The sequence below is a fragment of the Roseateles sp. genome, from assembly GCF_036486225.1.
Classification (GTDB): Bacteria; Pseudomonadota; Gammaproteobacteria; order Burkholderiales; family Burkholderiaceae_C; genus Roseateles.
Genome location: NZ_DASVNZ010000273.1, coordinates 1 through 18,905, shown reverse-complemented (window position 1 = coordinate 18,905; position 18,905 = coordinate 1). Strand labels below are relative to the sequence as shown.

Sequence of the window (18,905 nt, the reverse complement as noted above, 5' to 3'; positions counted from 1 at the left end):
AACCGAACAACCAGAAAGTACTGGACGCGCCCATGGACCGCCCCGACGACCGACCCAGCCCGCCGACGCCGCTCCTCGACGAAGGACGGCGGTTGCGGGTGGCTGTCGTCGGCGCGGGCATCTCCGGTCTGTCCTGCGCGTGGCTGCTGTCGCAGCGCCACGAGGTCCAGGTCTTCGAGGCCGACGGGCGTATCGGCGGCCACAGCCACACGGTCGACGCCCCCTGCGGCTCGCTGCAGGTGCCGGTGCCGGTCGACACCGGGTTCATCGTCTACAACGAGCCGGCCTATCCCAACCTGAGCGCGCTGTTCCGCCACCTGGACGTGCCGACGCGGGCGTCGGACATGTCCTTCGCCGTGAGCCTGAACGGCGGCGGGCTGGAGTACGCGGGCACCGACCTCAATGGGCTCTTCGCCCAGCGCGGCAACCTGATCCGGCCGCGCTTCTGGGGGATGCTGCGCGACCTGATGCGCTTCTACCGCGAGGCGCCCCGGGACGCCGCCGAGTGCGGCGATCTGCCGCTCGACGACTACCTCGACGCGCGCGGCTACGGCCGCGCCTTCCGCGACGATCACCTGTACCCGATGGGCGCGGCGATCTGGTCGTCGTCGGCGGCGGACATCGGGCGTTATCCGGTGGCCGCGTTCGTGCGCTTCTGCGAGAACCACGGGCTGCTGAAGCTGACCGACCGCCCGGTCTGGCGGACCGTCGACGGCGGCAGCCGCGAGTACGTGCGGCGCCTGGTGCGCGGCTTCGAGGACCGCGTCCACCGCGACGAGCCGGTCATCGCCGTTGCCCGCGAGGCCGACGGCGTGCGGCTGCGCACGCGGCGCGGCGCGTGGACGGCCAGCTTCGACCACGTCGTGCTGGCCACGCACGCGGACCAGTCGCTGCGCATGCTGACGGCGCCGACGGCGGCGGAGCAGCGCTTGCTCGGTGCCTTCCCCTACACCCGCAACCTCGCGGTGCTGCACCGCGATCCCGCGCTGATGCCGCGTCGGCGGGCCGTGTGGTCGAGCTGGAATTACCTGGCCGGGCAGAGCGACGACACGTTCCAGTTGCCGCCGACGGTGACCTACTGGATGAACCGGCTGCAGCCGCATCTGCCGCAAGGGCGCGATGCGTCGCCGCTGTTCGTGTCGCTGAACCCGTCCGTGGCGCCGCGGCCCGAGCACCTCATCCGCACCGACGTCTACGAGCATCCGCGCTTCGATGCCGGCGCGATCGCGGCGCAGCGCGAGCTCTGGTCGCTGCAGGGGCGGCAGCGCACCTGGTTCTGCGGCGCCTACTTCGGTTCCGGCTTCCACGAGGACGGCTTGCAGGCCGGGCTCGCGGTGGCCGAGGCGCTGGGCGGCGTGCGCCGGCCGTGGACCGTCGCGGGCGAATCGGATCGCATCCACCTGCCGCGGGCGGTGTCCGCATGAGCACCCGGCCGGACGCGGACCTGCATTCCGCGATCTACCGGGGTCAGGTGATGCATCAGCGCTTGAAGCCGCTGCGGCACCGGCTGCAGTACCGGATGTTCTCGCTGCTGCTCGACATCGACGAACTGCCCGCGCTGCACGCGCGGCTGCGGTGGTTCTCGGTGGGGCGCTTCAATCTCTTCAGCTTCCGGCCCGCCGATCATGGCGACGGCACGGCCACGGACGTCCCTGGTCTTCGTGCCCACATCGACGCGCGTCTGGCGCTGGCGGGCCTGCCGATCGGCGGCGCGATCCGGCTGCTCGCGATGCCGCGCCTGCTCGGCTACGCCTTCAATCCGCTGAGCGTCTGGTTCTGCGACGCGCCCGACGGCACGCTGCGCGCGATCGTCTACGAGGTCAACAACACCTTCGGCGAACGGCACAGCTACCTGATCGAGGTCGACGAGGCGCAACGCGAGGCCGCCATCGTCGAACAGCGCAGCGGCAAACAGCTCTACGTGTCGCCGTTCCTCGGCATGGCCTTGACCTACCGCTTCAGGATCGAACCGCCGCGTGAGCGGCTGTCGATCGGGGTCAGCGTTCACGAGAACGGCGGACATGAGCGCGGTGAACCCGAACGCGAACGCGGGGGCGACCGTGGCGATGACGGCGCGGCGGTGCTCAACGCACGACTCGACGCGACCCGCGTGCCGTTGAGCGACGGCGCGCTGCTGCGCCTGCTCGTGACGCATCCGTTGTTGACGCTGAAGGTCGTCGTCGGCATCCACTGGGAGGCGCTGCGACTCTGGCTGAAGGGCGCGCGCCTGCATGAACGGCCCGCGGCTCCGGACCGCCCGATGACCATCATCCGCGCCGATGGCTCCACCCGAATTGAAACGACGCCCCATGCATGACGAGAGCTCGTTCATGACCGCGCCCGCGGTCCTCGAGATCGCCCCCGCGACCCTGGGCGGCGATCGTCTCGGCGCACGCCATGAGTCGCTGCGGCGCGTGCTGTCGCGCATCCAGCTGGGACGGTTGGCGCTGACGCTGCCCGATGGGCGCTGCGTCGAAGCCGTCGGTCCGTACCCCGGTCCGGTCGCGGCGCTGCACCTGCATCGCTGGCGACCGGCGATCCGCCTGCTGCTGCAGGGCGATCTGGGCCTGGCGTTCTCCTACCGGGACGGCGACTGGAGCACGCCCGACCTGACGGCGCTGCTGTCCTTCGGGATCGCCAACGAAGCCGCGCTGGGCACCGTCGCCGAGACGCGCGGGCCGGCGCGCTGGTTCTCCCGCCTGCTGCATCGCGCGAATGCCAACACGCGCAGCGGCAGCCGGCACAACATCGCCGCGCACTACGATCTCGGCAACCGCTTCTACGAGCGGTGGCTGGACGACAGCATGCTGTACTCGAGCGCGATGTACGAGGATCAGCACGAGGAACACGGGGAGGCGCTGCCCGACATCGACGTCGATTCGCTGGAGGGGGCCCAGGCGCGTCGCCTCGATCGCATCATCGAGCTGCTGGACCTGCGCGCAGGCCAGCGCGTGCTGGAGATCGGCTGCGGCTGGGGCACGCTGGCGGCGACGCTGGCCAAACGCTGCGGTGTGGAGGTGGTCGGCGTGACGCTGTCGACCGAGCAGTTGCGTTTCGCGCAGGCGCGCGCCGAGCAATGGGGCGTAGCGGACCGGGTCGACCTGCGGCTGCAGGACTATCGCGACGTCGAAGGCCGCTTCGACCGGATCGTGTCGATCGAGATGATCGAGGCGGTGGGCGAGGCCTACTGGCCCGTCTACTTCTCGACCTTGCGCGACCGGCTGAAGCCCGGCGGCCTGGCCGTGCTGCAGGCCATCACGATCGACGAGCAGCATTTCGAGCGCTATCGCGCGAATCCGGACTTCATCCAGCGCTGCATCTTCCCCGGCGGCATGCTGCCGACGCCGGAGCGGATGGCCGAGGAGGCGCGCAGGGCGGGACTCGGCTTCTCGACGCAGGCGCGCTTCGGGCGCGGCTACGCGGCCACGCTGGTCGAATGGCGCCGCCGTTTCCTCGCCGAATGGCCGGCCATCGAGGCGCAGGGCTTCGACCTGCCGTTCAAGCGGCTGTGGGAGTACTACCTCTGCTACTGCGAAGCCGGCTTCCGCTCCGGGCGGGTGGACGTCGGCCTGTACCGCCTGGCCCCGGCGAGTTCCTACAAGCTGTAACTTCCAAGGCGGCCCGCTGGGCCGGTGACGCCGGCTTGGGTAGCATGTCCAGGCCGATCCGGTACCTCCAACTCCAGCCTTCCAGCCGCCCAGGCTCGCGCCCCGATGTACGACCGTCCGTTCACAGCCCATTCCCTCGACGTCGCCATTTCCGAACTGCTTGCCGCCACCGCGGATGGCTTCGATCCGGACCTGGACGCCCGGATCACCGGCGTGCTGAAGGGCCTGCGCGAGCAGCTCGACATGGACGTCGTGTTCGTCTCGGAATTCCAGGACGGGGAGCGCGTGTTCCGCTTCGTCGACGGTGCGTCGGCGATCGACGTGCAGGTCGGTGATTCGGCGCCGCTGGAGCAGAGCTATTGCCAGCGCATCGTCGAAGGCCGCGCCCCGGAGCTGATGACCAACGCCGGCGCCGTGGCCGCGGAGTTGAAGCTGCCACCGACGCCGGTGCCCATCGGCGCGCATCTGAGCGCGCCGGTCGTGCTGTCGGACGGCCGCATCTTCGGCACGGTCTGCTGTTTCAGCCTCCAGCCGAATCCGGGGCTGCGGTCCGAGGACCTCTCGCGCCTGAAGGGTTGCGCGCGTCTGGTGGCGCGCAAGGTCGAGGCGCAGGACTTCCTGGACACGCTGCCGTTCGAGAACGATTGAGCGGTCATCGGGGTCCTGTCATCGGGTTTCGGTCAACGGGGTCCGGGGTCAGGACTTGAGGTCCGACTGCGGCGTTGCCCAGCGATAGAGCTGCTCCTCGAATCCGGCCAGCGCGACGACGCGCAGCAGGATGTCGAGTTCCTCGAGTACCTGGACGATCACCGCATGGTCGTGGGCCTGCCGGGAGGTGGAGTCGTCGGGACGCATGACTTCCACGTGCTGTTGCAGCAGGTGGATGCGGTCGCAGAGGCCGTCGAAGGCGGCGCGTGTCGTGATCTTGCGGTTCAGCATGATGAGCTCATGAGAAGGACAGGTTGATCCGCGCGATCGGGTGGGCGAGATGTCGAAACACGTTGGGAAGCTCCGTGTGGCCGTCCTCGCGGAGAGGCCCATCTCGCCCCATGAACACGCGGAATTGGGGGCGAAAGTGGCCGCTCTCTCGGGGTGGCCTGCCGCTTCCTTGGAGGTGCTTCGAACACCTGGGACCTATCGTCGCGAATGACGGCGATTCGCGCCATGACTGACTTCAGTGCAAGTCGAAGGTCCGATGCCTGGGATCAGTAGGGGCGCAGACTTGGATCCGGGAGGACTCGCCGATGGCGGCCCTCGCAGGGCTTGAACGCCGTGCTCACAGCGGAGCGCTCACTGCAACTTGTGATCCTCGCCCTTCGCCTCCTGCATGGCCTCGGGCTCGAGCTCCTCGGCGGAGCGGTTCAGATGGATGAACAAGCCCCAGCCGGTGAGCAGCGCACCGACGGCGAAGACCATCGCCGCGGCGTGGAGCAGGAGCGTCGAGTCCGAATGCGCCGCGCGGAAGGTGGCCACCAGCGCTTCAATGGCGAGCGCGACGACGATGACCACCATGAACCGCGACAGGAAACGCCGCACCCGCGTCGGCGCGCTGATGTGGGCCGTGCGGATGACCTCTTCCTCGGTGATCGTCTGGGCGATCTGCAGCGCGACCACCGCGGCGGCAAGCACGCCCATCGCCTCGATGACCAGTTGCGCGGCCTCGTCGTTCCAGTCGAGGTGGAGCGCCATCCAGGCCTCCTTCGCCGCGATGGCCAGGAGCAGCAGCGCCATCGCCGTGAAGAGCAGCGCCAACGCGCCGTGCACGACGGAGAAGCCGCGCAGGAGCAGCGGGACGGTGTCCTCGTCGGAGGAGGTCGGCTTGCTGTCGGGGGAGGGGGCGCTGGGCTTCATCCCACGACAGTAGGCGCCGCGCAGGCTGAAGTCTGTAGGAAGGGCGGCCATCCGGGTGACGGACGCGGTGTGATTCGCAACGGATCGTCCCGCATACTAGCCACCGGTCGGTGTCGCGGAACGGTAGACGCACTGCGCCAGCAGTCCCCGCCAGGGGTGCAGGTTTCGACACCTGCCTCCGACCCCACACAAGAAGGAATTGCGCAGTGAAGACGATCGACGAGATGTTGAACCTGGACCTGATCACGGTGGCGCAGCACCAGGAGATCGATGCGTGGATCGCGAGAGCCAGCTCGCCGGAAGAGATCCTGCAGATGCCGGCCGAGCTCTGGCAGGCCGTCGAGCGCGCCAGCGAAGCGATGGGCGTGGACGTGGACCTGATGCGCCCGCCGGCGTTGGACGCCGGCGGTCACGCGGTCGAGTAAACCTCAGCGCTTCAGGCTGGCCGACAGCTCGGCCAGTCTGGCGAACTCCGCGCGGTGGCCGTACCGGTCCTCGCCGCGCGCGCCGCGGGCCAGCGGCACGAACTGGTCCGGGCCGTAGTCGCCGATCAGCGTGCTGCCCCGCAACCACTGGCCCCAGGCGGCCACCGCCACGGCGAAACGCGTGTCGGCGTCCTGCGCGGCCAGCGCCGGCATCGTCGTGGGCTTCACGACCGGCAGTTCCACCAACTGGCTGGTCTCCTGGCCCGGCGGCTTGTAGCGCAGCTTGATCCACGCCAGTTCGCCGTTCTTTCCGACACGCGGCGTTTCCTTGGCGGCCTTGTCCTCGCTGCCGTAGCGCAGCGGATCGAGGTTGCTTCTCGCGCCTGCGGGCACGAACTCGTACAGCGCCGTGACCTGGTGACCGGCGCCGATGTCGCCCGCGTCGACCTTGTCGTTGTTGAAGTCTTCGCGCTTGAGCGCATGCAGCTCGTAGCCGATCAGCCGGTACTCCTGCACCGTCGCCGGGTTGAACTCGACCTGCAGCTTCAGGTCCTGCGCGATCGTGGCCAGCGTCGAGGTCATCTCGTTGACCAGCACCTTGTGCGCTTCCTGCAGCGAGTCCAGGTAGTGGTAGCTGCCGTTGCCGGTGTCGGCCAGCTTCTTCATCAGCGCTTCGTTGAAGTTGGACTGGCCCACGCCCAGCGCCGTCAGCGTGACGCCGCTCTTTCGCTCACCCTCGATCATCTTCCTGAGCGTCTCCTGGTTGGTCTCGCCGATGTTCAGGTCGCCGTCGGTGGCCAGCAGCACGCGGTTGATGCCTTCCGGGATGAAGGACTCGCGCGCCTGCGCGTAGGCGAGCTTCAGCCCGCCCGCGCCGTAGGTGCCGCCGCCGGCCTGGAGCTGGTCGATCGCGTCGTTGATCGCCGTCTTGCGGTCGCCCGGCGTCGGCGGCAGCGCGACGCGCGTGCCGCTGGCGTAGGTCACGACGCTCACGCGGTCCACCGGACGCAGCTGCGCGGTCAGCAGCTTCAGCGCCGACTTCACCAGCGGCAGCCGATCCTCCGGCCCCATCGACCCCGACACGTCGACCAGGAACACCAGGTTCGCCGGCGGCAGGCTCGCTTTCGCGATGTCCTTGCCCTTGATCGCGATGCGGATCAGGCCGCGCTCGGCGTTCCAGGGCGACGCCAGCACCTGCGCGCGGACCTTGAACGGATCGCGCTCGCCGGCCTCGGGGCCGGGTGCGTCGAAGCCGAAGTAGTTGACCAGTTCCTCGACCCGCACCGCGTCCTGCGGCGGCAACTGGCCGCGGTTGATGAAGCGGCGGACGTTGGCGTAGCTGCCGGTGTCGACGCTGGCGCTGAAGGTGGAGACCGGCTGTTCGGTGGCGCGCTGCCAGGGGTTGTCGGAGAAGGCGGTGTACTTGGCGGTGGAGACCGGCGGGGGCGGTGTCCATTGGGGCGCATAGGCGGGGGCACTGACCGCCGCGCGTGCCCGGTAGTCCGCGACCGCGGCAGGCGCCGCCGGGGAGGGCGTGGGCGGCACGCGAGCGGGGTAGACCGGATCCGGCATCGCAGGCGTGGTGGCGACGGGCGAGGTCGACCGGGTCTCGGCGGGCGCCTGCTGCTCGACGGGCGAGTTGCCGGCCTGCCGCGGGATGGTCGAGCAGCCGATGAGCGTGGCGACCGCGGCTGTCAGCAGGACGGCCTGTGCGACCGCGGATCGGGACGGAAATGACATGGTTTCTCCCTCTGTGGTGCGACCGGCCGACGCCTCTGGCGCCGTCCTGGCCGGATGCGGATCATCCTCGCGACGACCTGCTCGACGGTCAACGGGCGCGAGGGGGGATGGTTGACAGGCCGCCGTCCCCGTGGAGGGGGAGAGCGAAGACCCCTCCGGCGCGTGTAAACTCCCGCCCTTCACCGTATTTCCGACGCTGCTCCAGGCAACCGGTCGCCCATTCGGGTCCGAGGCCGGCGAGTCTGTGACTTCGGGCAGGTGTTTTTCAGTTCATTTACCGGAGCCAACATGGGCAACAAGATCATCACCGAAGCCGATCGCAAGGCTTCCCCCCGTCCCGTCGCACCGAACGGCGTGACCGTCACGTCGCATCGCGGCCAGAAGAGCAGCCTCGAGCGTGGTTCGCACACCCGCTCGAAGAAGAACCCGGGCAAGCGTCCGCACTCGGGTTGAGGTCGCGGGGAGCCTCTCCCCATCGATCCGACAACAGGCCCATGCCCTCCGGCGGGGCCTGTTTTGTTTTCAGCGAGGCTCATGGATTGCGCTCATGACCTGACCCTCGCGCCGCTGCCCGATCAATCGCCATGATCCGCATCAACGAACTCCGCCTGCCCCTCAACCACCCCGAGGAGGCGCTGCGCCCCGCCGTCGTCGAACGGCTTGGCATCCCCGACGCGCAGCTCACCGCCTTCACCGTCTTCAAGCGCAGCTACGACGCCCGCAAGAAGACCGCGATGGTCCTGATCTATTCCGTCGACTGTGAAATCAACGGAGGCAGCGATGCCGCCGCCGAAGCCGCGCTGCTCGAGCGCCACGCCGGCGACACGCACATCAAGCCTTCGCCCGACACCGACTACCAGTTCGCCGGTCATGCGCCGGCCGACTTCTATGCCGCCAGCGACACCGACGCCGGCGAACGCCCGCGTCCCATCGTCATCGGCTTCGGCCCCTGCGGCCTCTTCGCCGCGCTGATCCTGGCGCAGATGGGCCTGCGGCCCATCGTGCTCGAGCGCGGCAAGCAGGTCCGCGAACGCACCAAGGACACCTGGGGCCTGTGGCGCGAAAGCGTGCTCGACCCGGAATCGAACGTCCAGTTCGGCGAGGGCGGTGCCGGCACCTTCTCCGACGGCAAGCTCTACAGCCAGATCTCCGATCCGCGCTTCCTCACGCGCAAGGTCCTGACCGAGTTCGTCAAGGCCGGCGCGCCCGAGGAGATCCTCTTCGTCAGCAAGCCGCACATCGGCACCTTCCGCCTGGTGAGCATGATCATCAAGATGCGCGCGGACATCGAGAGCCTGGGCGGCGAGATCCGCTTCCAGCAGAAGGTCACCGATCTGCTCATCGAGCCCGGTGCCGACGGCCAGCGGCACGTGCGCGGTGTGACGCTCGCCTCGGGCGAACAGCTGCGCGCCGACCACGTCGTCATCGCGCTGGGCCACAGCGCGCGCGACACCTTCACGATGCTCCATGAACGCGGCGTCCACATGGAGGCCAAGCCGTTCTCCATCGGCTACCGCATCGAGCATCCTCAGTCGATCATCGACAAGGCCCGCTTCGGCCCGAACGCCGGTCATCCGATCCTCGGCGCGGCGGACTACAAGCTGGTCCACCACGCGGGCAACGGCCGCTCGGTCTACAGCTTCTGCATGTGCCCCGGCGGCACCGTGGTCGCGGCGACCTCCGAGCCGAACCGCGTCGTCACCAACGGCATGAGCCAGTACTCGCGCAACGAGCGCAACGCGAACGCGGGCATCGTCGTCGGCATCACGCCCGAGGATTACCGCCAGGATGGCAAGAAGGACGGCAGCACCGTCAATCCGCTGGACGGCTTCGCGTTCCAGCGCTTCTGGGAGTCGCGCGCCTATGAGCTCGGCGAGGGCAACTACCTGGCGCCGGCCGCGCTGGTGGGGGACTTCGTCAAGCGCCAGCGCAGCACCGCGCTGGGCAGCGTCGAGCCGAGCTACAAGCCCGGCGTCACCATGACCGACCTGCAGCAGAAGGGCAACGGCAGCCTGCCGAAGTACGCGCTCGACGCGATCCGCGAGGCGCTGCCCGCCTTCGAGCGCCAGATCCGCGGCTTCGCGATGAACGACGCGGTGCTGACGGGCGTCGAGACGCGGACGTCCTCGCCGCTGCGCATCACGCGCGGCAAGGACTACCAGAGCCTCAACGTCCGCGGCCTGTACCCGGCCGGCGAGGGCGCCGGCTACGCCGGCGGGATCATGTCCGCCGGGGTGGACGGCATCGAGGTGGCCGAGGCGGTGGGGAAATCGCTGCTGGGCCTCTGATCCGTTACAGAGGCAGGGCCGCCAGTTCTTCCGGAGCCGACGCCCGGCGCGCGGTGGCACAATTCCTGGCACTCTCGCTGCACGTCATGGCTACCACCTCTCTCAAGAAGTCCGATCCGCAGAAACCCGTCAAGGCTTTGACGGTCAAGGGCACGGCCATGGCCGTGTTCTCGGGCGGCATGGCGCTTGTCGACACATCGAGTGGAAGGTTCATCCCCGTCAAGCGCACCAAGCGCGACGAGCAGACCAGCAGCTTGATGAAGAAGGTCGGTGAGGCGCTGGAGAAGCCGGGGGTGTCGCGCAAGACGGTGTTCCCGCCGGGGGCCAACATCAGCTTTGTCTACTCCGCCGATCCCAGCGATCCGTCGATCCTCGTGCGGAAGTCCGCCGACGGCAAACGCGAGCGAGGGCGCCTGGTCCACGGCCGTTTCCAGGCGCTGACGAACAAGTGACAGGGCAAGTCCCGCCGTCTTTGTCCGGGCTGCTCAAAGGCCTGGGAAAAGGGCAGACGAAACCCATGGCCATCGTGCTGGCCGGGCATAACGGGTCGGGCAAGTCCACGCTGTGGCGCGACAAGCTGGGTCCGACCTTGCAAATGCCGCTGATCAACGCGGACAACCTGACCTCGTCCATCCTGCCCAATGAATCGCCGCTACCGGCGTGGGCGCAGAGGCTGCGCAACGACGACGACCGCTGGGCTCGCCTGTCGCAGGAGGGTGTTCGCGCCTTCAAGACGCTCGTCATGCGCGATGGCTTGCCCTTCGCGTTCGAGACGGTGTTCTCGCATTACGTCGAACATGCGGACGGGCGGATCGAGTCAAAGGCGGACGACATCGCGGAGATGCAGAACGAGGGCTACTTCGTGGTGCTGGTCTTCGTCGGCCTTGCGCACGTGAATCTGTCCGTGACGCGTGTGGCGCAACGTGTCGAACAGGGTGGGCACAACGTGCCGCTCCGCAAGCTTCAGACGCGATTTCCGCGCACGCGTGCGGCGATCGGCCACGCAGCACCGCTGGCCGATGCGACGTTGATGTTCGACAACAGCCTCGATGGCCGGCTCGGCTTCTCACTGGCGCGCGTTCAGCGTCGCGAGGAGGTGCTGTTCGATGTCCGCGCCGCAGGGTCCAGCGTCCACCCGCACATCAAGCGATTGGCGGGTGGATGGCTCGACATCGTGTGTCCGACAAATCAGGAGCCCGCTCCCGCGGACTCCTGAAACACGAGGGGCGCAGGCGTCAGATCGCCTGCCAGAGCGTCGCTGACACCGGCGGATTCCAGCCCGCGCCGGCCCAGGCCGTGTGCGCTTGCAGGCAGCGGTACTGCTTGCCCTGGTAGCTGACGATCTGCCCGGTGGTGTAGCTCGCGCCTTCGCTCCACGTGGTCGCACCTGGCGGCGTGGTCGGAGGCGTCGTCGGCGGCGTCGTCGGCAGGATGACGTCCAGCGCGTAGCTTGCGCCCGAGTTGGCGTTCTGCAGGTAGACGTCCATCACCGTCGCGCCGCCCGGCACGACGACGCTGCCGCCTTGCAGGGTGCCGACCTTCACGTAGCCCGAGGTCTGGTTGACCTTGGTCGCGAGCTGGCCCAGCCATGCGGCCTTGGTCGTCGCGGCGGTCAGCGACACCGGGATCGTCTCCAGGTCGTTGCCCGCGCTGTTGAACACGCGCAGCTTCACCTGGCTGCCCGATGGCAGGTCCTGCGCGGCCGAGACCTGACCGATCTGCTTCAGGCCGGAAGGCGTCCCAGGCGGCGTCGTGCCGCCGCCGAAGTCCACGTCCGAGCAGGCGTAGAACGCCTCGGTGCTGTCCGCCCGCTGCCAGGCCGAGAACAGCACGTGCTTGCCCGTGCGTCGCGGCAGGCTCAGCTTCATCGTGTAGGTCTTGCCCGATGCCGCCGTGACGATCTGGTCCGGGCCGAGCTGCTGGACCTGCTCCAGGTCCGACCAACGCAGCGGCGAGGTCGTCGGGTTCCAACCGTCTCGCGTCAGGAAGAAGGTCCAGTTCAGCGAGCGGTGCGGCGCGGTGGCGTTGTAGCGGTACTCGTACTTGCCGTCGGCGCCCGGGGAGTAGGCCGTGCTCGGCCAATCGGCGCGGGCCAGGTCGAAGCCCTTGAACTTCTCCTGTCCACCGGCGCAGATCTTGAGGTCGGGCACCACCGCCTTGTGGTTGCCGTTGGCGGCCGCCTGGTTGACGCCGTTCCAGTCGTAGATCGCCTGCTCCCCGCCGAACGCGATCGCGGCCTGGCAGGCCGGCAACGACGGGTTCTTGTAGCAGTTGTACTGGCGCGAGATCGGGAACTCTGGCGCGCCGTGCGCGAACACAGCGCTGGGTGTCAGCGCGGCAGTCATGGCGGTCGAGAGCGTGGCCAGTGCGGCGGCACCGGCGGATCGGGCTCGGAAATTCATTCAGGTCTCCTGAAGTGTTGAGATGAGCACCTTCAGTGCGATGGGCCCGACATCGCACCAAAGAAGTACCACCATAGGACCTGATGAATACCAAAACAAGCCAAACAACGGTAACGGCCGTCGCTGAAGATTTTCCAGCTTTCGTTTCAGGCGAAGGGATTATCATGAACGACCGCAGTCTTGCTCTCTGAGCGAAGGCTACAGTTCAACCCAGCTGCCGCCACACCATGCGCCTCGACCTCACCACCTTGAATCTCGTGCTGGCGATCGAACAGACTCGATCCATCACCCGCGGGGCCGAGCGCGAACATCTGGCACTCGCCGCCGCCAGCAAACGGATCTCGGACCTGGAGACGCGCCTGGGGGTGCAACTGTTCGAGCGCCGCGCCCGCGGCGTCGAGCCCACCGAGGCCTGTCGCGCGCTGGTCCGCCACATCCGCTCGCTGCATGCCTCGCTGCATGCGCTGGAGAGCGAGGTCGTCGAATTCGCCCGCGGCATCAAGGGCCACCTGCGCATCGCGGCCAACGCCGGCGCAATCGCGGAAGCGTTGCCGCCGGATCTGGCCGCGTTCTCGCAGGCCCATCCGCAGATCCGCATCAGCCTCGAGGACCAGACCAGCGCCGAGGTGCAGGCCGCCGTCGCCGAAGGCCGCGCCGATGTCGGCGTCTTCACGACGCCGCTGCTGGACAACCGGCTGCAGACCTGGTCCTACCGCACCGGCCGTCTCGCGGTGCTGGTGCCGGCCGGCCATGAACTCGCGGGGCGCGAGTCCGTCAGCTTCGACGACCTGCTCGATCACGACCTCGTCGGCCTGCACGGCGGCGCCGCGGCGCAGGAATTGATGATGCAGGAAGCCATGACCCGCGGTCGCACGCTCAAGGCGCGGCTGCAGGTGCGCGGCTTCGACGCGATCGCGCAGCTGGTCGAGGCCGGCCTGGGTGTGGCCGTGCTGCCCGACGCGCCGTCGCGCCGCTTCGCGCAGGTCTTCGACGTCAAGCGCCTGACGCTGGATGAAGCCTGGGCCCAGCGCGACTATGTTCTGGGGGTGGCCCGCCAGGAGCGCCTGCCGACCGTCGTCCAGCGTTTCGTCGACGCGCTGTGCCCGGCCGCCAAGGAGGCCGCCGCCGCGGGGGCCTCCGCCGCCCCGGCCATTCCCGTTTCCAAGGCCGGCTCGAAGTGAGCCGTCCTGTCCGCAGCCGATTGAGCAGCTTTTCCCTGAAGTGATGGAGAGCCATCCCATGACCGCCAACATCTCCAACGCCGCGAACGCCGCTCCGGCCGGTTCAGCGCGTACCCTCTACGACAAGCTCTGGGACGAGCACGTGGTGCACACCGAGGAGGACGGCACGTCCGTCCTCTACATCGACCGCCACCTCGTCCACGAGGTCACCAGCCCGCAGGCCTTCGAAGGCCTGGACCTGGCCGGCCGCAAGGTCTGGCGCCTGTCGGCCAACCTGGCCGTCAGCGACCACAACGTGCCCACCACCGACCGCAGCCAGGGCATCGCCGATCCGGTGTCGCGCCTGCAGGTCGACACGCTGGACAAGAACTGCGACCGCTTCGGCATCACGCAGTTCAAGATGAACGACAAGCGCCAGGGCATCGTCCACGTGATCGGGCCGGAGCAGGGCGCCACGCTGCCCGGCATGACCGTCGTCTGCGGTGACAGCCACACGTCCACGCACGGCGCCTTCGGCGCGCTGGCGCACGGCATCGGCACCTCCGAGGTCGAGCACGTGCTGGCCACGCAGACGCTGCTGGCCAAGAAGGCGAAGAACCTGCTGATCAAGGTCGAGGGCCAGGTCATGCCCGGCGTCGGCGCCAAGGACATCGTGCTGGCGATCATCGGCCGCATCGGCACCGCCGGCGGCACCGGCTACACGATCGAGTTCGCCGGCAGCGCCATCCGCGCGCTGTCGATGGAAGGCCGCATGACCGTCTGCAACATGGCGATCGAGGCGGGCGCGCGCGCCGGCCTGATCGCCGTCGATGACACGACGATCCAGTACGTCAAGGGCCGTCCGTTCACGCCGACCGGCGTCGAATGGGACCAGGCCGTCCAGTACTGGCGCACGCTGCACACCGACGCCGGCGCGAAGTTCGACGCCGTCGTCGAGCTCGACGCCGCGCAGATCCGTCCGCAGGTCACCTGGGGCACTTCGCCCGAGATGGTCCTGTCCATCGACGACCGCGTGCCCGATCCCGACAAGGAGAAGGACGCCGTCAAGCGCGGCGCCATCGAGCGCGCGCTGCAGTACATGGCGCTGGAGCCCAACAAGGCGATCAACGACATCCGCATCGACAAGGTCTTCATCGGCAGCTGCACCAACAGCCGCATCGAGGACATGCGCGAGGCCGCGGCCGTCGTGAAGCGCCTGGGCGGCCGCGTCGCCGGCAACGTCAAGCTGGCGATGGTGGTGCCGGGCTCCGGCCTGGTGAAGGCGCAGGCCGAGGCTGAGGGCCTGGACCAGATCTTCAAGGCCGCCGGCTTCGAATGGCGCGAGCCGGGCTGCTCGATGTGCCTGGCCATGAACGCCGACCGGCTGGAGCCGGGCGAGCGCTGCGCCTCCACCAGCAACCGCAACTTCGAAGGCCGGCAGGGCGCCGGCGGCCGCACCCATCTGGTGAGTCCCGCGATGGCCGCCGCTGCCGCGATGGAAGGCCACTTCGTCGACGTCCGCCGCATCGCCTGAGCCCCCAGGACCGACAGTACCGACAGGACACCCGCCATGGACAAGTTCACCGTGCACAAGGGCCTCGTGGCCCCGATGGATCGCGAGAACGTCGACACCGACGCGATCATCCCCAAGCAATTCCTGAAGTCGATCAAGCGCAGCGGCTTCGGCCCGAATCTCTTCGACGAGTGGCGCTACCTCGATCACGGCGAGCCGGGCCAGGATCCGGCCAGCCGCAGACCCAACCCGGACTTCGTGCTGAACCAGCCGCGCTACCAGGGCGCCTCGGTGCTGATCGCGCGCAGCAACTTCGGCTGCGGCTCCAGCCGCGAGCACGCGCCGTGGGCGCTGCAGCAGTACGGCTTCCGCGCGCTGATCGCGCCCAGCTTCGCCGACATCTTCTTCAACAACACCTTCAAGAACGGCGTGCTGCCGATCGTGTTGCCGGAGCGCCAGGTCGCGCGGCTGTTCGACGAGGTGTTCGCGTTCCCCGGCTACCAGCTGACGGTGGACCTGGAGCGGCAGGTCGTCGTCAAGGCCGACGGCGAGGAACTGCCTTTCGACGTGCAGCCCTTCCGCAAGTACTGCCTGCTCAACGGTTTCGACGACATCGCGCTGACGCTGCGTCACGCCGACAAGATCAAGGCCTTCGAGGCCGAACGCATCGCCACCAAGCCGTGGCTGAACAACCGAATTACTCGCTGAGGACCTTATGAAGATCGCAGTCCTGCCTGGTGACGGCATCGGCACCGAAATCGTCGCGGAGGCCGTCAAGGTCCTGAACGTGCTCGACCTCCCGTTCGAACTCGAGACCGCGCCCGTCGGCGGCGCCGCCTACGAGGCCTCCGGCCATCCGCTGCCCGAGGCGACGCTCAAGCTCGCGCAGGACGCGGACGCGGTGCTGTTCGGCGCCGTCGGCGACTGGAAGTACGACAAGCTCGAACGCGCGCTGCGCCCCGAGCAGGCCATCCTCGGCCTGCGCAAGGCGCTCGGCCTGTTCGCCAACTTCCGCCCGGCGATCTGCTACGAGCAGCTCACCCATGCGTCGAGCCTCAAGCCCGAGCTGGTCGCCGGCCTGGACATCCTGATCATCCGGGAGCTCACCGGCGACATCTACTTCGGCCAGCCCCGCGGCCGCCGAACCGCCGTCGACGGCCACTTCCCCGGCAGCGAGGAAGCCTTCGACACGATGCGCTATTCGCGTCCCGAGATCGAGCGCATCGCCCACGTCGCCTTCCAGGCCGCGCGCAAACGCAACAAGAAGGTGACCTCGGTCGACAAGGCCAACGTGCTGGAGACCTTCCAGTTCTGGAAGGACGTCGTGACCGAGGTCCACAAGGACTATCCGGACGTCGAGCTCGACCACATGTACGTCGACAACGCCGCGATGCAACTGGTGAAGGCGCCCAAGAAGTTCGACGTCGTCGTCACCGGCAACATGTTCGGCGACATCCTGTCGGACGAGGCCGCGATGCTGACCGGCTCCATCGGCATGCTGCCCAGCGCCTCGTTGGACAAGAACAACAAGGGCCTCTACGAACCCAGCCACGGCAGCGCGCCGGACATCGCCGGCAAGGGAATCGCCAATCCGCTGGCTACAATCCTTTCCGCTGCCATGATGCTCAAGTTCTCCCTCAACCAGCCCGAAGCCGCCGCTCGTATCGAGTCGGCGGTTCAAGCCGTGCTGGCCCAGGGTCTGCGTACCGCGGACATCTGGAGCGAGGGCACCCAGAAGGTGAGCACCCGCGAGATGGGTGATGCCGTCGTTGCCGCCATTGCTTCCAGCAAGGGCATGGGCACGTCCGCCATTACCACGACGACCAAAACCATCAAGAGCTAGTCCGCTCCGGTTCGTCTCGCCCCACCTCACACACCCGGCGAAGCGAGCCGGGCAGGCTCCCAGGGTGTGTGACGGTGTTTGGGCGATGCCCGGCCAGCAGTGCCGGGCCTTTCAATGAACGAAGGTACGCAAATGACGACATTGGTTGGTTTGGTGGGATGGCGCGGCATGGTCGGCTCGGTGCTGATGGACCGCATGGCGCAGGAGCGCGATTTCGACCTGATCGAGCCCCTGTTCTTCAGCACCTCGAACGCCGGCGGCACCGCCCCGTCGTTCGCGAAGAACGAGACGGCGCTGCAGAACGCCTTCGACCTCGAGCAGCTCAAGCGCTGCGAGATCATCATCACCTGCCAGGGCGGCGACTACCCCCGCGAGGTCTACCCCAAGCTGCGCGCCGCGGGCTGGAACGGCCACTGGATCGACGCCGCCTCCACGCTGCGCATGGCCGACAACGCCGTGATCGTGCTGGACCCGGTCAACATGCCGGTCATCAAGAACGCGCTGGCCAAGGGCGGCCGCGACTGGGTCGGCGGCAACTGCACCGTCAGCTGCATGCTGATGGGCGTGGGCGCGCTGTACAAGGCGGGTCTGGTCGAGTGGATGTCCACGCAGACCTACCAGGCCGCCTCGGGCGGCGGCGCGCAGCACATGCGCGAACTGCTGACCCAGTACGGCACGCTGAACGCGGAAGTGAAGGCGCTGCTCGACGACCCCAAGAGCGCCATCCTGGAGATCGACCGCAAGGTCATCGCCAAGCAGCGCTCGCTGTCGGCTGAAGAGATCGCCAACTTCGGCGTGCCGCTGGGCGGCTCGCTGATTCCCTGGATCGACAAGGACCTGGGCAACGGCACTTCCAAGGAAGAGTGGAAGGGCATGGCCGAGACCAACAAGATCCTCGGCCAGGGCGAGGGCTTCGGCACCGCCGCCATCCCGGTCGACGGCTTCTGCGTGCGCGTCGGTGCGATGCGCTGCCACTCGCAAGCCCTGACCCTCAAGCTGCGCAAGGACGTGCCGCTGGACGAGATCGAAGCCATGATCGCCGCGGACAACGAGTGGGTGAAGGTCGTGCCCAACACCCGCGAGGCCACGATCAAGGACCTGACCCCCGTCGCCGTCACCGGCACGATGACCATCCCGGTCGGTCGCATCCGCAAGCTGGCGATGGGGCCGGAGTACGTCGGCGCGTTCACCGTCGGTGACCAGTTGCTGTGGGGCGCGGCAGAACCGCTGCGCCGGATGTTGCGCATCCTGCTGGATCGTTGATCGGTCCGGCGCCGGCGCTGGCCGGCTGTCGCTGGCGGCGTGCCGGTCATCTCCTTCGGGATGCCGGCTGGCGTACGGCACGAAGAAAGCGGTGGCGCTGCCACCGCTTTTTTTCATCCTCATTAGGGATTGCCAGGGGCGCGTCGCGTTGCCTTCAAGCGACAAGGCCGTAACCACCTGTGAATCAAGACTAGCTCATCGTTGTTATTCATGAGCTACCTCAGCAACGATGCGTATATGCTTGCCACCGTTGTGATTTTCTACCGCGGGAATGGGTGGGAGCCTGCCCGGGCGCATCAGTCGCACAACAACAATACGTCAGACAGGCGGTCCTTTGGATGGGCCGCCTTGTTGCTTTGGGGGACGCCTTGAAAAAACATGCGAGCGCATATGCGCGATTTGCGCTGAGCCAGGTGGCCGCGGTCACCGCGTTGGGACTGGCGGCGGGTTCCGCCTACGGCCTGGGGCTTGGAAAACTGACGGTGCAATCGGCGCTCGGCGAGACGCTGCGCGCGGAGATCGACGTCAGCAGCCTCAGTCCCGAGGAGGCCAGCTCGCTCAAGCTGCGCGTCGCGCCGCCTGAGTCCTACCGGGCGTCGGGTCTGGACTACAACGCGGTGCTGGCCAGCACGCAGGTGCAACTGGCCCGTCGCCCCGACGGCCGGCCCTATCTGCGCCTGACCAGCGACCGCTCGGTCCAGGAGCCGTTCGTCGACGTCATCCTCGAGGTGAACTGGTCGAGCGGCCGCCTGACCCGCGAGTTCACGCTGCTGTTCGATCCGCCGAGCAACCCCAACGTCGCCCGTTCGAGC

19 protein-coding genes are annotated in these 18,905 nt (G+C 68.0%); 15 read left to right on the top strand and 4 right to left on the bottom strand.

The window, feature by feature from the left end; genetic code table 11:
* Positions 1-32 precede the first annotated feature (32 nt).
* From VF536_RS18040 to VF536_RS18025, 4 genes are all read left to right on the top strand, one after another.
* Complete coding sequence (locus tag VF536_RS18040; protein WP_331616242.1) at positions 33-1,424, top strand: NAD(P)/FAD-dependent oxidoreductase; 1,392 nt, start codon at positions 33-35, stop codon at positions 1,422-1,424.
* The gene (locus VF536_RS18035; RefSeq protein ID WP_331616241.1) at positions 1,421-2,317 is read left to right on the top strand and encodes a DUF1365 domain-containing protein; all 897 of its coding nucleotides are present in this window, start codon (positions 1,421-1,423) and stop codon (positions 2,315-2,317) included. Before VF536_RS18040 ends, VF536_RS18035 begins: the two co-directional genes overlap by 4 nt.
* A gap of 13 nt (positions 2,318-2,330) precedes the next feature.
* Positions 2,331-3,608 carry a cyclopropane-fatty-acyl-phospholipid synthase family protein gene (locus VF536_RS18030; RefSeq protein WP_331616240.1) on the top strand — a complete coding sequence of 426 codons (1,278 nt, stop codon included), beginning with the start codon at positions 2,331-2,333 and terminating at the stop codon, positions 3,606-3,608.
* Positions 3,609-3,713: 105 nt separating this feature from the next.
* On the top strand, positions 3,714-4,256 hold the full coding sequence (locus tag VF536_RS18025) for a GAF domain-containing protein (RefSeq protein ID WP_331616239.1): 543 nt from the start codon (positions 3,714-3,716) through the stop codon (positions 4,254-4,256).
* Between the two features lie 48 nt (positions 4,257-4,304).
* On the opposite strand, the gene VF536_RS18020 is transcribed toward VF536_RS18025, so the two are convergent.
* Together VF536_RS18020 and VF536_RS18015 are read right to left on the bottom strand one after the other, a co-directional pair.
* A complete protein-coding gene (locus VF536_RS18020; protein WP_331616238.1) occupies positions 4,305-4,547 on the bottom strand; it encodes a hypothetical protein in 243 nt (80 codons plus the stop codon).
* A 351-nt stretch (positions 4,548-4,898) separates the two neighbouring features.
* Positions 4,899-5,339 (bottom strand): hypothetical protein, encoded by a 441-nt coding sequence (locus VF536_RS18015; protein WP_414710407.1) that lies wholly within the window; start codon positions 5,337-5,339, stop codon positions 4,899-4,901.
* A gap of 326 nt (positions 5,340-5,665) precedes the next feature.
* On the opposite strand from VF536_RS18015, the gene VF536_RS18010 reads away from it, so the two are divergent.
* Complete coding sequence (locus VF536_RS18010) at positions 5,666-5,884, top strand: hypothetical protein (RefSeq protein WP_331616236.1); 219 nt, start codon at positions 5,666-5,668, stop codon at positions 5,882-5,884.
* 3 nt (positions 5,885-5,887) lie between these two features.
* Here the strand turns inward: VF536_RS18010 and VF536_RS18005 are convergent, their stop codons facing one another.
* Positions 5,888-7,624, bottom strand: coding sequence for a VWA domain-containing protein (locus VF536_RS18005; protein ID WP_331616235.1), 1,737 nt, complete (start codon positions 7,622-7,624; stop codon positions 5,888-5,890).
* A gap of 288 nt (positions 7,625-7,912) precedes the next feature.
* Between VF536_RS18005 and VF536_RS18000 the strand changes: the two genes are divergently transcribed.
* The 4 genes from VF536_RS18000 to VF536_RS17985 all read left to right on the top strand — a co-directional run bounded on the left by VF536_RS18000 (position 7,913) and on the right by VF536_RS17985 (position 11,128).
* Positions 7,913-8,077 carry a hypothetical protein gene (locus VF536_RS18000; RefSeq protein ID WP_331616234.1) on the top strand — a complete coding sequence of 55 codons (165 nt, stop codon included), beginning with the start codon at positions 7,913-7,915 and terminating at the stop codon, positions 8,075-8,077.
* A 131-nt stretch (positions 8,078-8,208) separates the two neighbouring features.
* Complete coding sequence (locus VF536_RS17995) at positions 8,209-9,912, top strand: NAD(P)/FAD-dependent oxidoreductase (protein WP_331616233.1); 1,704 nt, start codon at positions 8,209-8,211, stop codon at positions 9,910-9,912.
* An 86-nt stretch (positions 9,913-9,998) separates the two neighbouring features.
* A complete protein-coding gene (locus VF536_RS17990) occupies positions 9,999-10,364 on the top strand; it encodes a hypothetical protein (RefSeq protein WP_331616232.1) in 366 nt (121 codons plus the stop codon).
* Positions 10,365-10,429: 65 nt separating this feature from the next.
* Positions 10,430-11,128, top strand: coding sequence for a zeta toxin family protein (locus VF536_RS17985; protein WP_331616231.1), 699 nt, complete (start codon positions 10,430-10,432; stop codon positions 11,126-11,128).
* 19 nt (positions 11,129-11,147) lie between these two features.
* Here the strand turns inward: VF536_RS17985 and VF536_RS17980 are convergent, their stop codons facing one another.
* Entirely contained in the window at positions 11,148-12,314 is a 1,167-nt protein-coding gene (locus VF536_RS17980; protein WP_331616230.1) for a lytic polysaccharide monooxygenase, read from the bottom strand.
* Between the two features lie 227 nt (positions 12,315-12,541).
* Between VF536_RS17980 and VF536_RS17975 the strand changes: the two genes are divergently transcribed.
* The 6 genes from VF536_RS17975 to VF536_RS17950 form a co-directional block, all read left to right on the top strand.
* Entirely contained in the window at positions 12,542-13,495 is a 954-nt protein-coding gene (locus VF536_RS17975) for a LysR family transcriptional regulator (protein ID WP_331616229.1), read from the top strand.
* Between the two features lie 58 nt (positions 13,496-13,553).
* Positions 13,554-15,008, top strand: coding sequence for a 3-isopropylmalate dehydratase large subunit (leuC, locus tag VF536_RS17970; protein WP_331616228.1), 1,455 nt, complete (start codon positions 13,554-13,556; stop codon positions 15,006-15,008).
* A 36-nt stretch (positions 15,009-15,044) separates the two neighbouring features.
* A complete protein-coding gene (gene leuD / locus VF536_RS17965) occupies positions 15,045-15,695 on the top strand; it encodes a 3-isopropylmalate dehydratase small subunit (protein ID WP_331616227.1) in 651 nt (216 codons plus the stop codon).
* Positions 15,696-15,702: 7 nt separating this feature from the next.
* Positions 15,703-16,830, top strand: a complete 1,128-nt coding sequence (gene leuB / locus VF536_RS17960; RefSeq protein WP_331616226.1) for a 3-isopropylmalate dehydrogenase — start codon at positions 15,703-15,705, stop codon at positions 16,828-16,830.
* A gap of 132 nt (positions 16,831-16,962) precedes the next feature.
* Positions 16,963-18,093, top strand: coding sequence for an aspartate-semialdehyde dehydrogenase (gene asd / locus VF536_RS17955; RefSeq protein WP_331616225.1), 1,131 nt, complete (start codon positions 16,963-16,965; stop codon positions 18,091-18,093).
* A gap of 413 nt (positions 18,094-18,506) precedes the next feature.
* The coding region (locus tag VF536_RS17950; protein WP_414710406.1) for a type IV pilus assembly protein FimV at positions 18,507-18,905 on the top strand (399 nt) is incomplete at its 3' end.

What these genes read in the sequence shown, in the direction of transcription:
- VF536_RS18025 (WP_331616239.1), top strand. Translation starts at nt 3,714, where the DNA reads ATGTACGACCGTCCGTTCACAGCCCATTCCCTCGACGTCGCCATTTCC.
- asd (WP_331616225.1), top strand. Translation starts at nt 16,963, where the DNA reads ATGACGACATTGGTTGGTTTGGTGGGATGGCGCGGCATGGTCGGCTCG.
- VF536_RS17985 (WP_331616231.1), top strand. Translation starts at nt 10,430, where the DNA reads ATGGCCATCGTGCTGGCCGGGCATAACGGGTCGGGCAAGTCCACGCTG.
- VF536_RS17980 (WP_331616230.1), bottom strand. Translation starts at nt 12,314, where the DNA reads ATGAATTTCCGAGCCCGATCCGCCGGTGCCGCCGCACTGGCCACGCTC.
- VF536_RS18000 (WP_331616234.1), top strand. Translation starts at nt 7,913, where the DNA reads ATGGGCAACAAGATCATCACCGAAGCCGATCGCAAGGCTTCCCCCCGT.
- leuB (WP_331616226.1), top strand. Translation starts at nt 15,703, where the DNA reads ATGAAGATCGCAGTCCTGCCTGGTGACGGCATCGGCACCGAAATCGTC.
- VF536_RS18030 (WP_331616240.1), top strand. Translation starts at nt 2,331, where the DNA reads ATGACCGCGCCCGCGGTCCTCGAGATCGCCCCCGCGACCCTGGGCGGC.
- leuD (WP_331616227.1), top strand. Translation starts at nt 15,045, where the DNA reads ATGGACAAGTTCACCGTGCACAAGGGCCTCGTGGCCCCGATGGATCGC.
- VF536_RS17990 (WP_331616232.1), top strand. Translation starts at nt 9,999, where the DNA reads ATGGCTACCACCTCTCTCAAGAAGTCCGATCCGCAGAAACCCGTCAAG.
- VF536_RS17975 (WP_331616229.1), top strand. Translation starts at nt 12,542, where the DNA reads ATGCGCCTCGACCTCACCACCTTGAATCTCGTGCTGGCGATCGAACAG.
- VF536_RS18035 (WP_331616241.1), top strand. Translation starts at nt 1,421, where the DNA reads ATGAGCACCCGGCCGGACGCGGACCTGCATTCCGCGATCTACCGGGGT.
- leuC (WP_331616228.1), top strand. Translation starts at nt 13,554, where the DNA reads ATGACCGCCAACATCTCCAACGCCGCGAACGCCGCTCCGGCCGGTTCA.
- VF536_RS18005 (WP_331616235.1), bottom strand. Translation starts at nt 7,624, where the DNA reads ATGTCATTTCCGTCCCGATCCGCGGTCGCACAGGCCGTCCTGCTGACA.
- VF536_RS18015 (WP_414710407.1), bottom strand. Translation starts at nt 5,339, where the DNA reads ATGGCGCTGCTGCTCCTGGCCATCGCGGCGAAGGAGGCCTGGATGGCG.
- VF536_RS18020 (WP_331616238.1), bottom strand. Translation starts at nt 4,547, where the DNA reads ATGCTGAACCGCAAGATCACGACACGCGCCGCCTTCGACGGCCTCTGC.
- VF536_RS17995 (WP_331616233.1), top strand. Translation starts at nt 8,209, where the DNA reads ATGATCCGCATCAACGAACTCCGCCTGCCCCTCAACCACCCCGAGGAG.
- VF536_RS18040 (WP_331616242.1), top strand. Translation starts at nt 33, where the DNA reads ATGGACCGCCCCGACGACCGACCCAGCCCGCCGACGCCGCTCCTCGAC.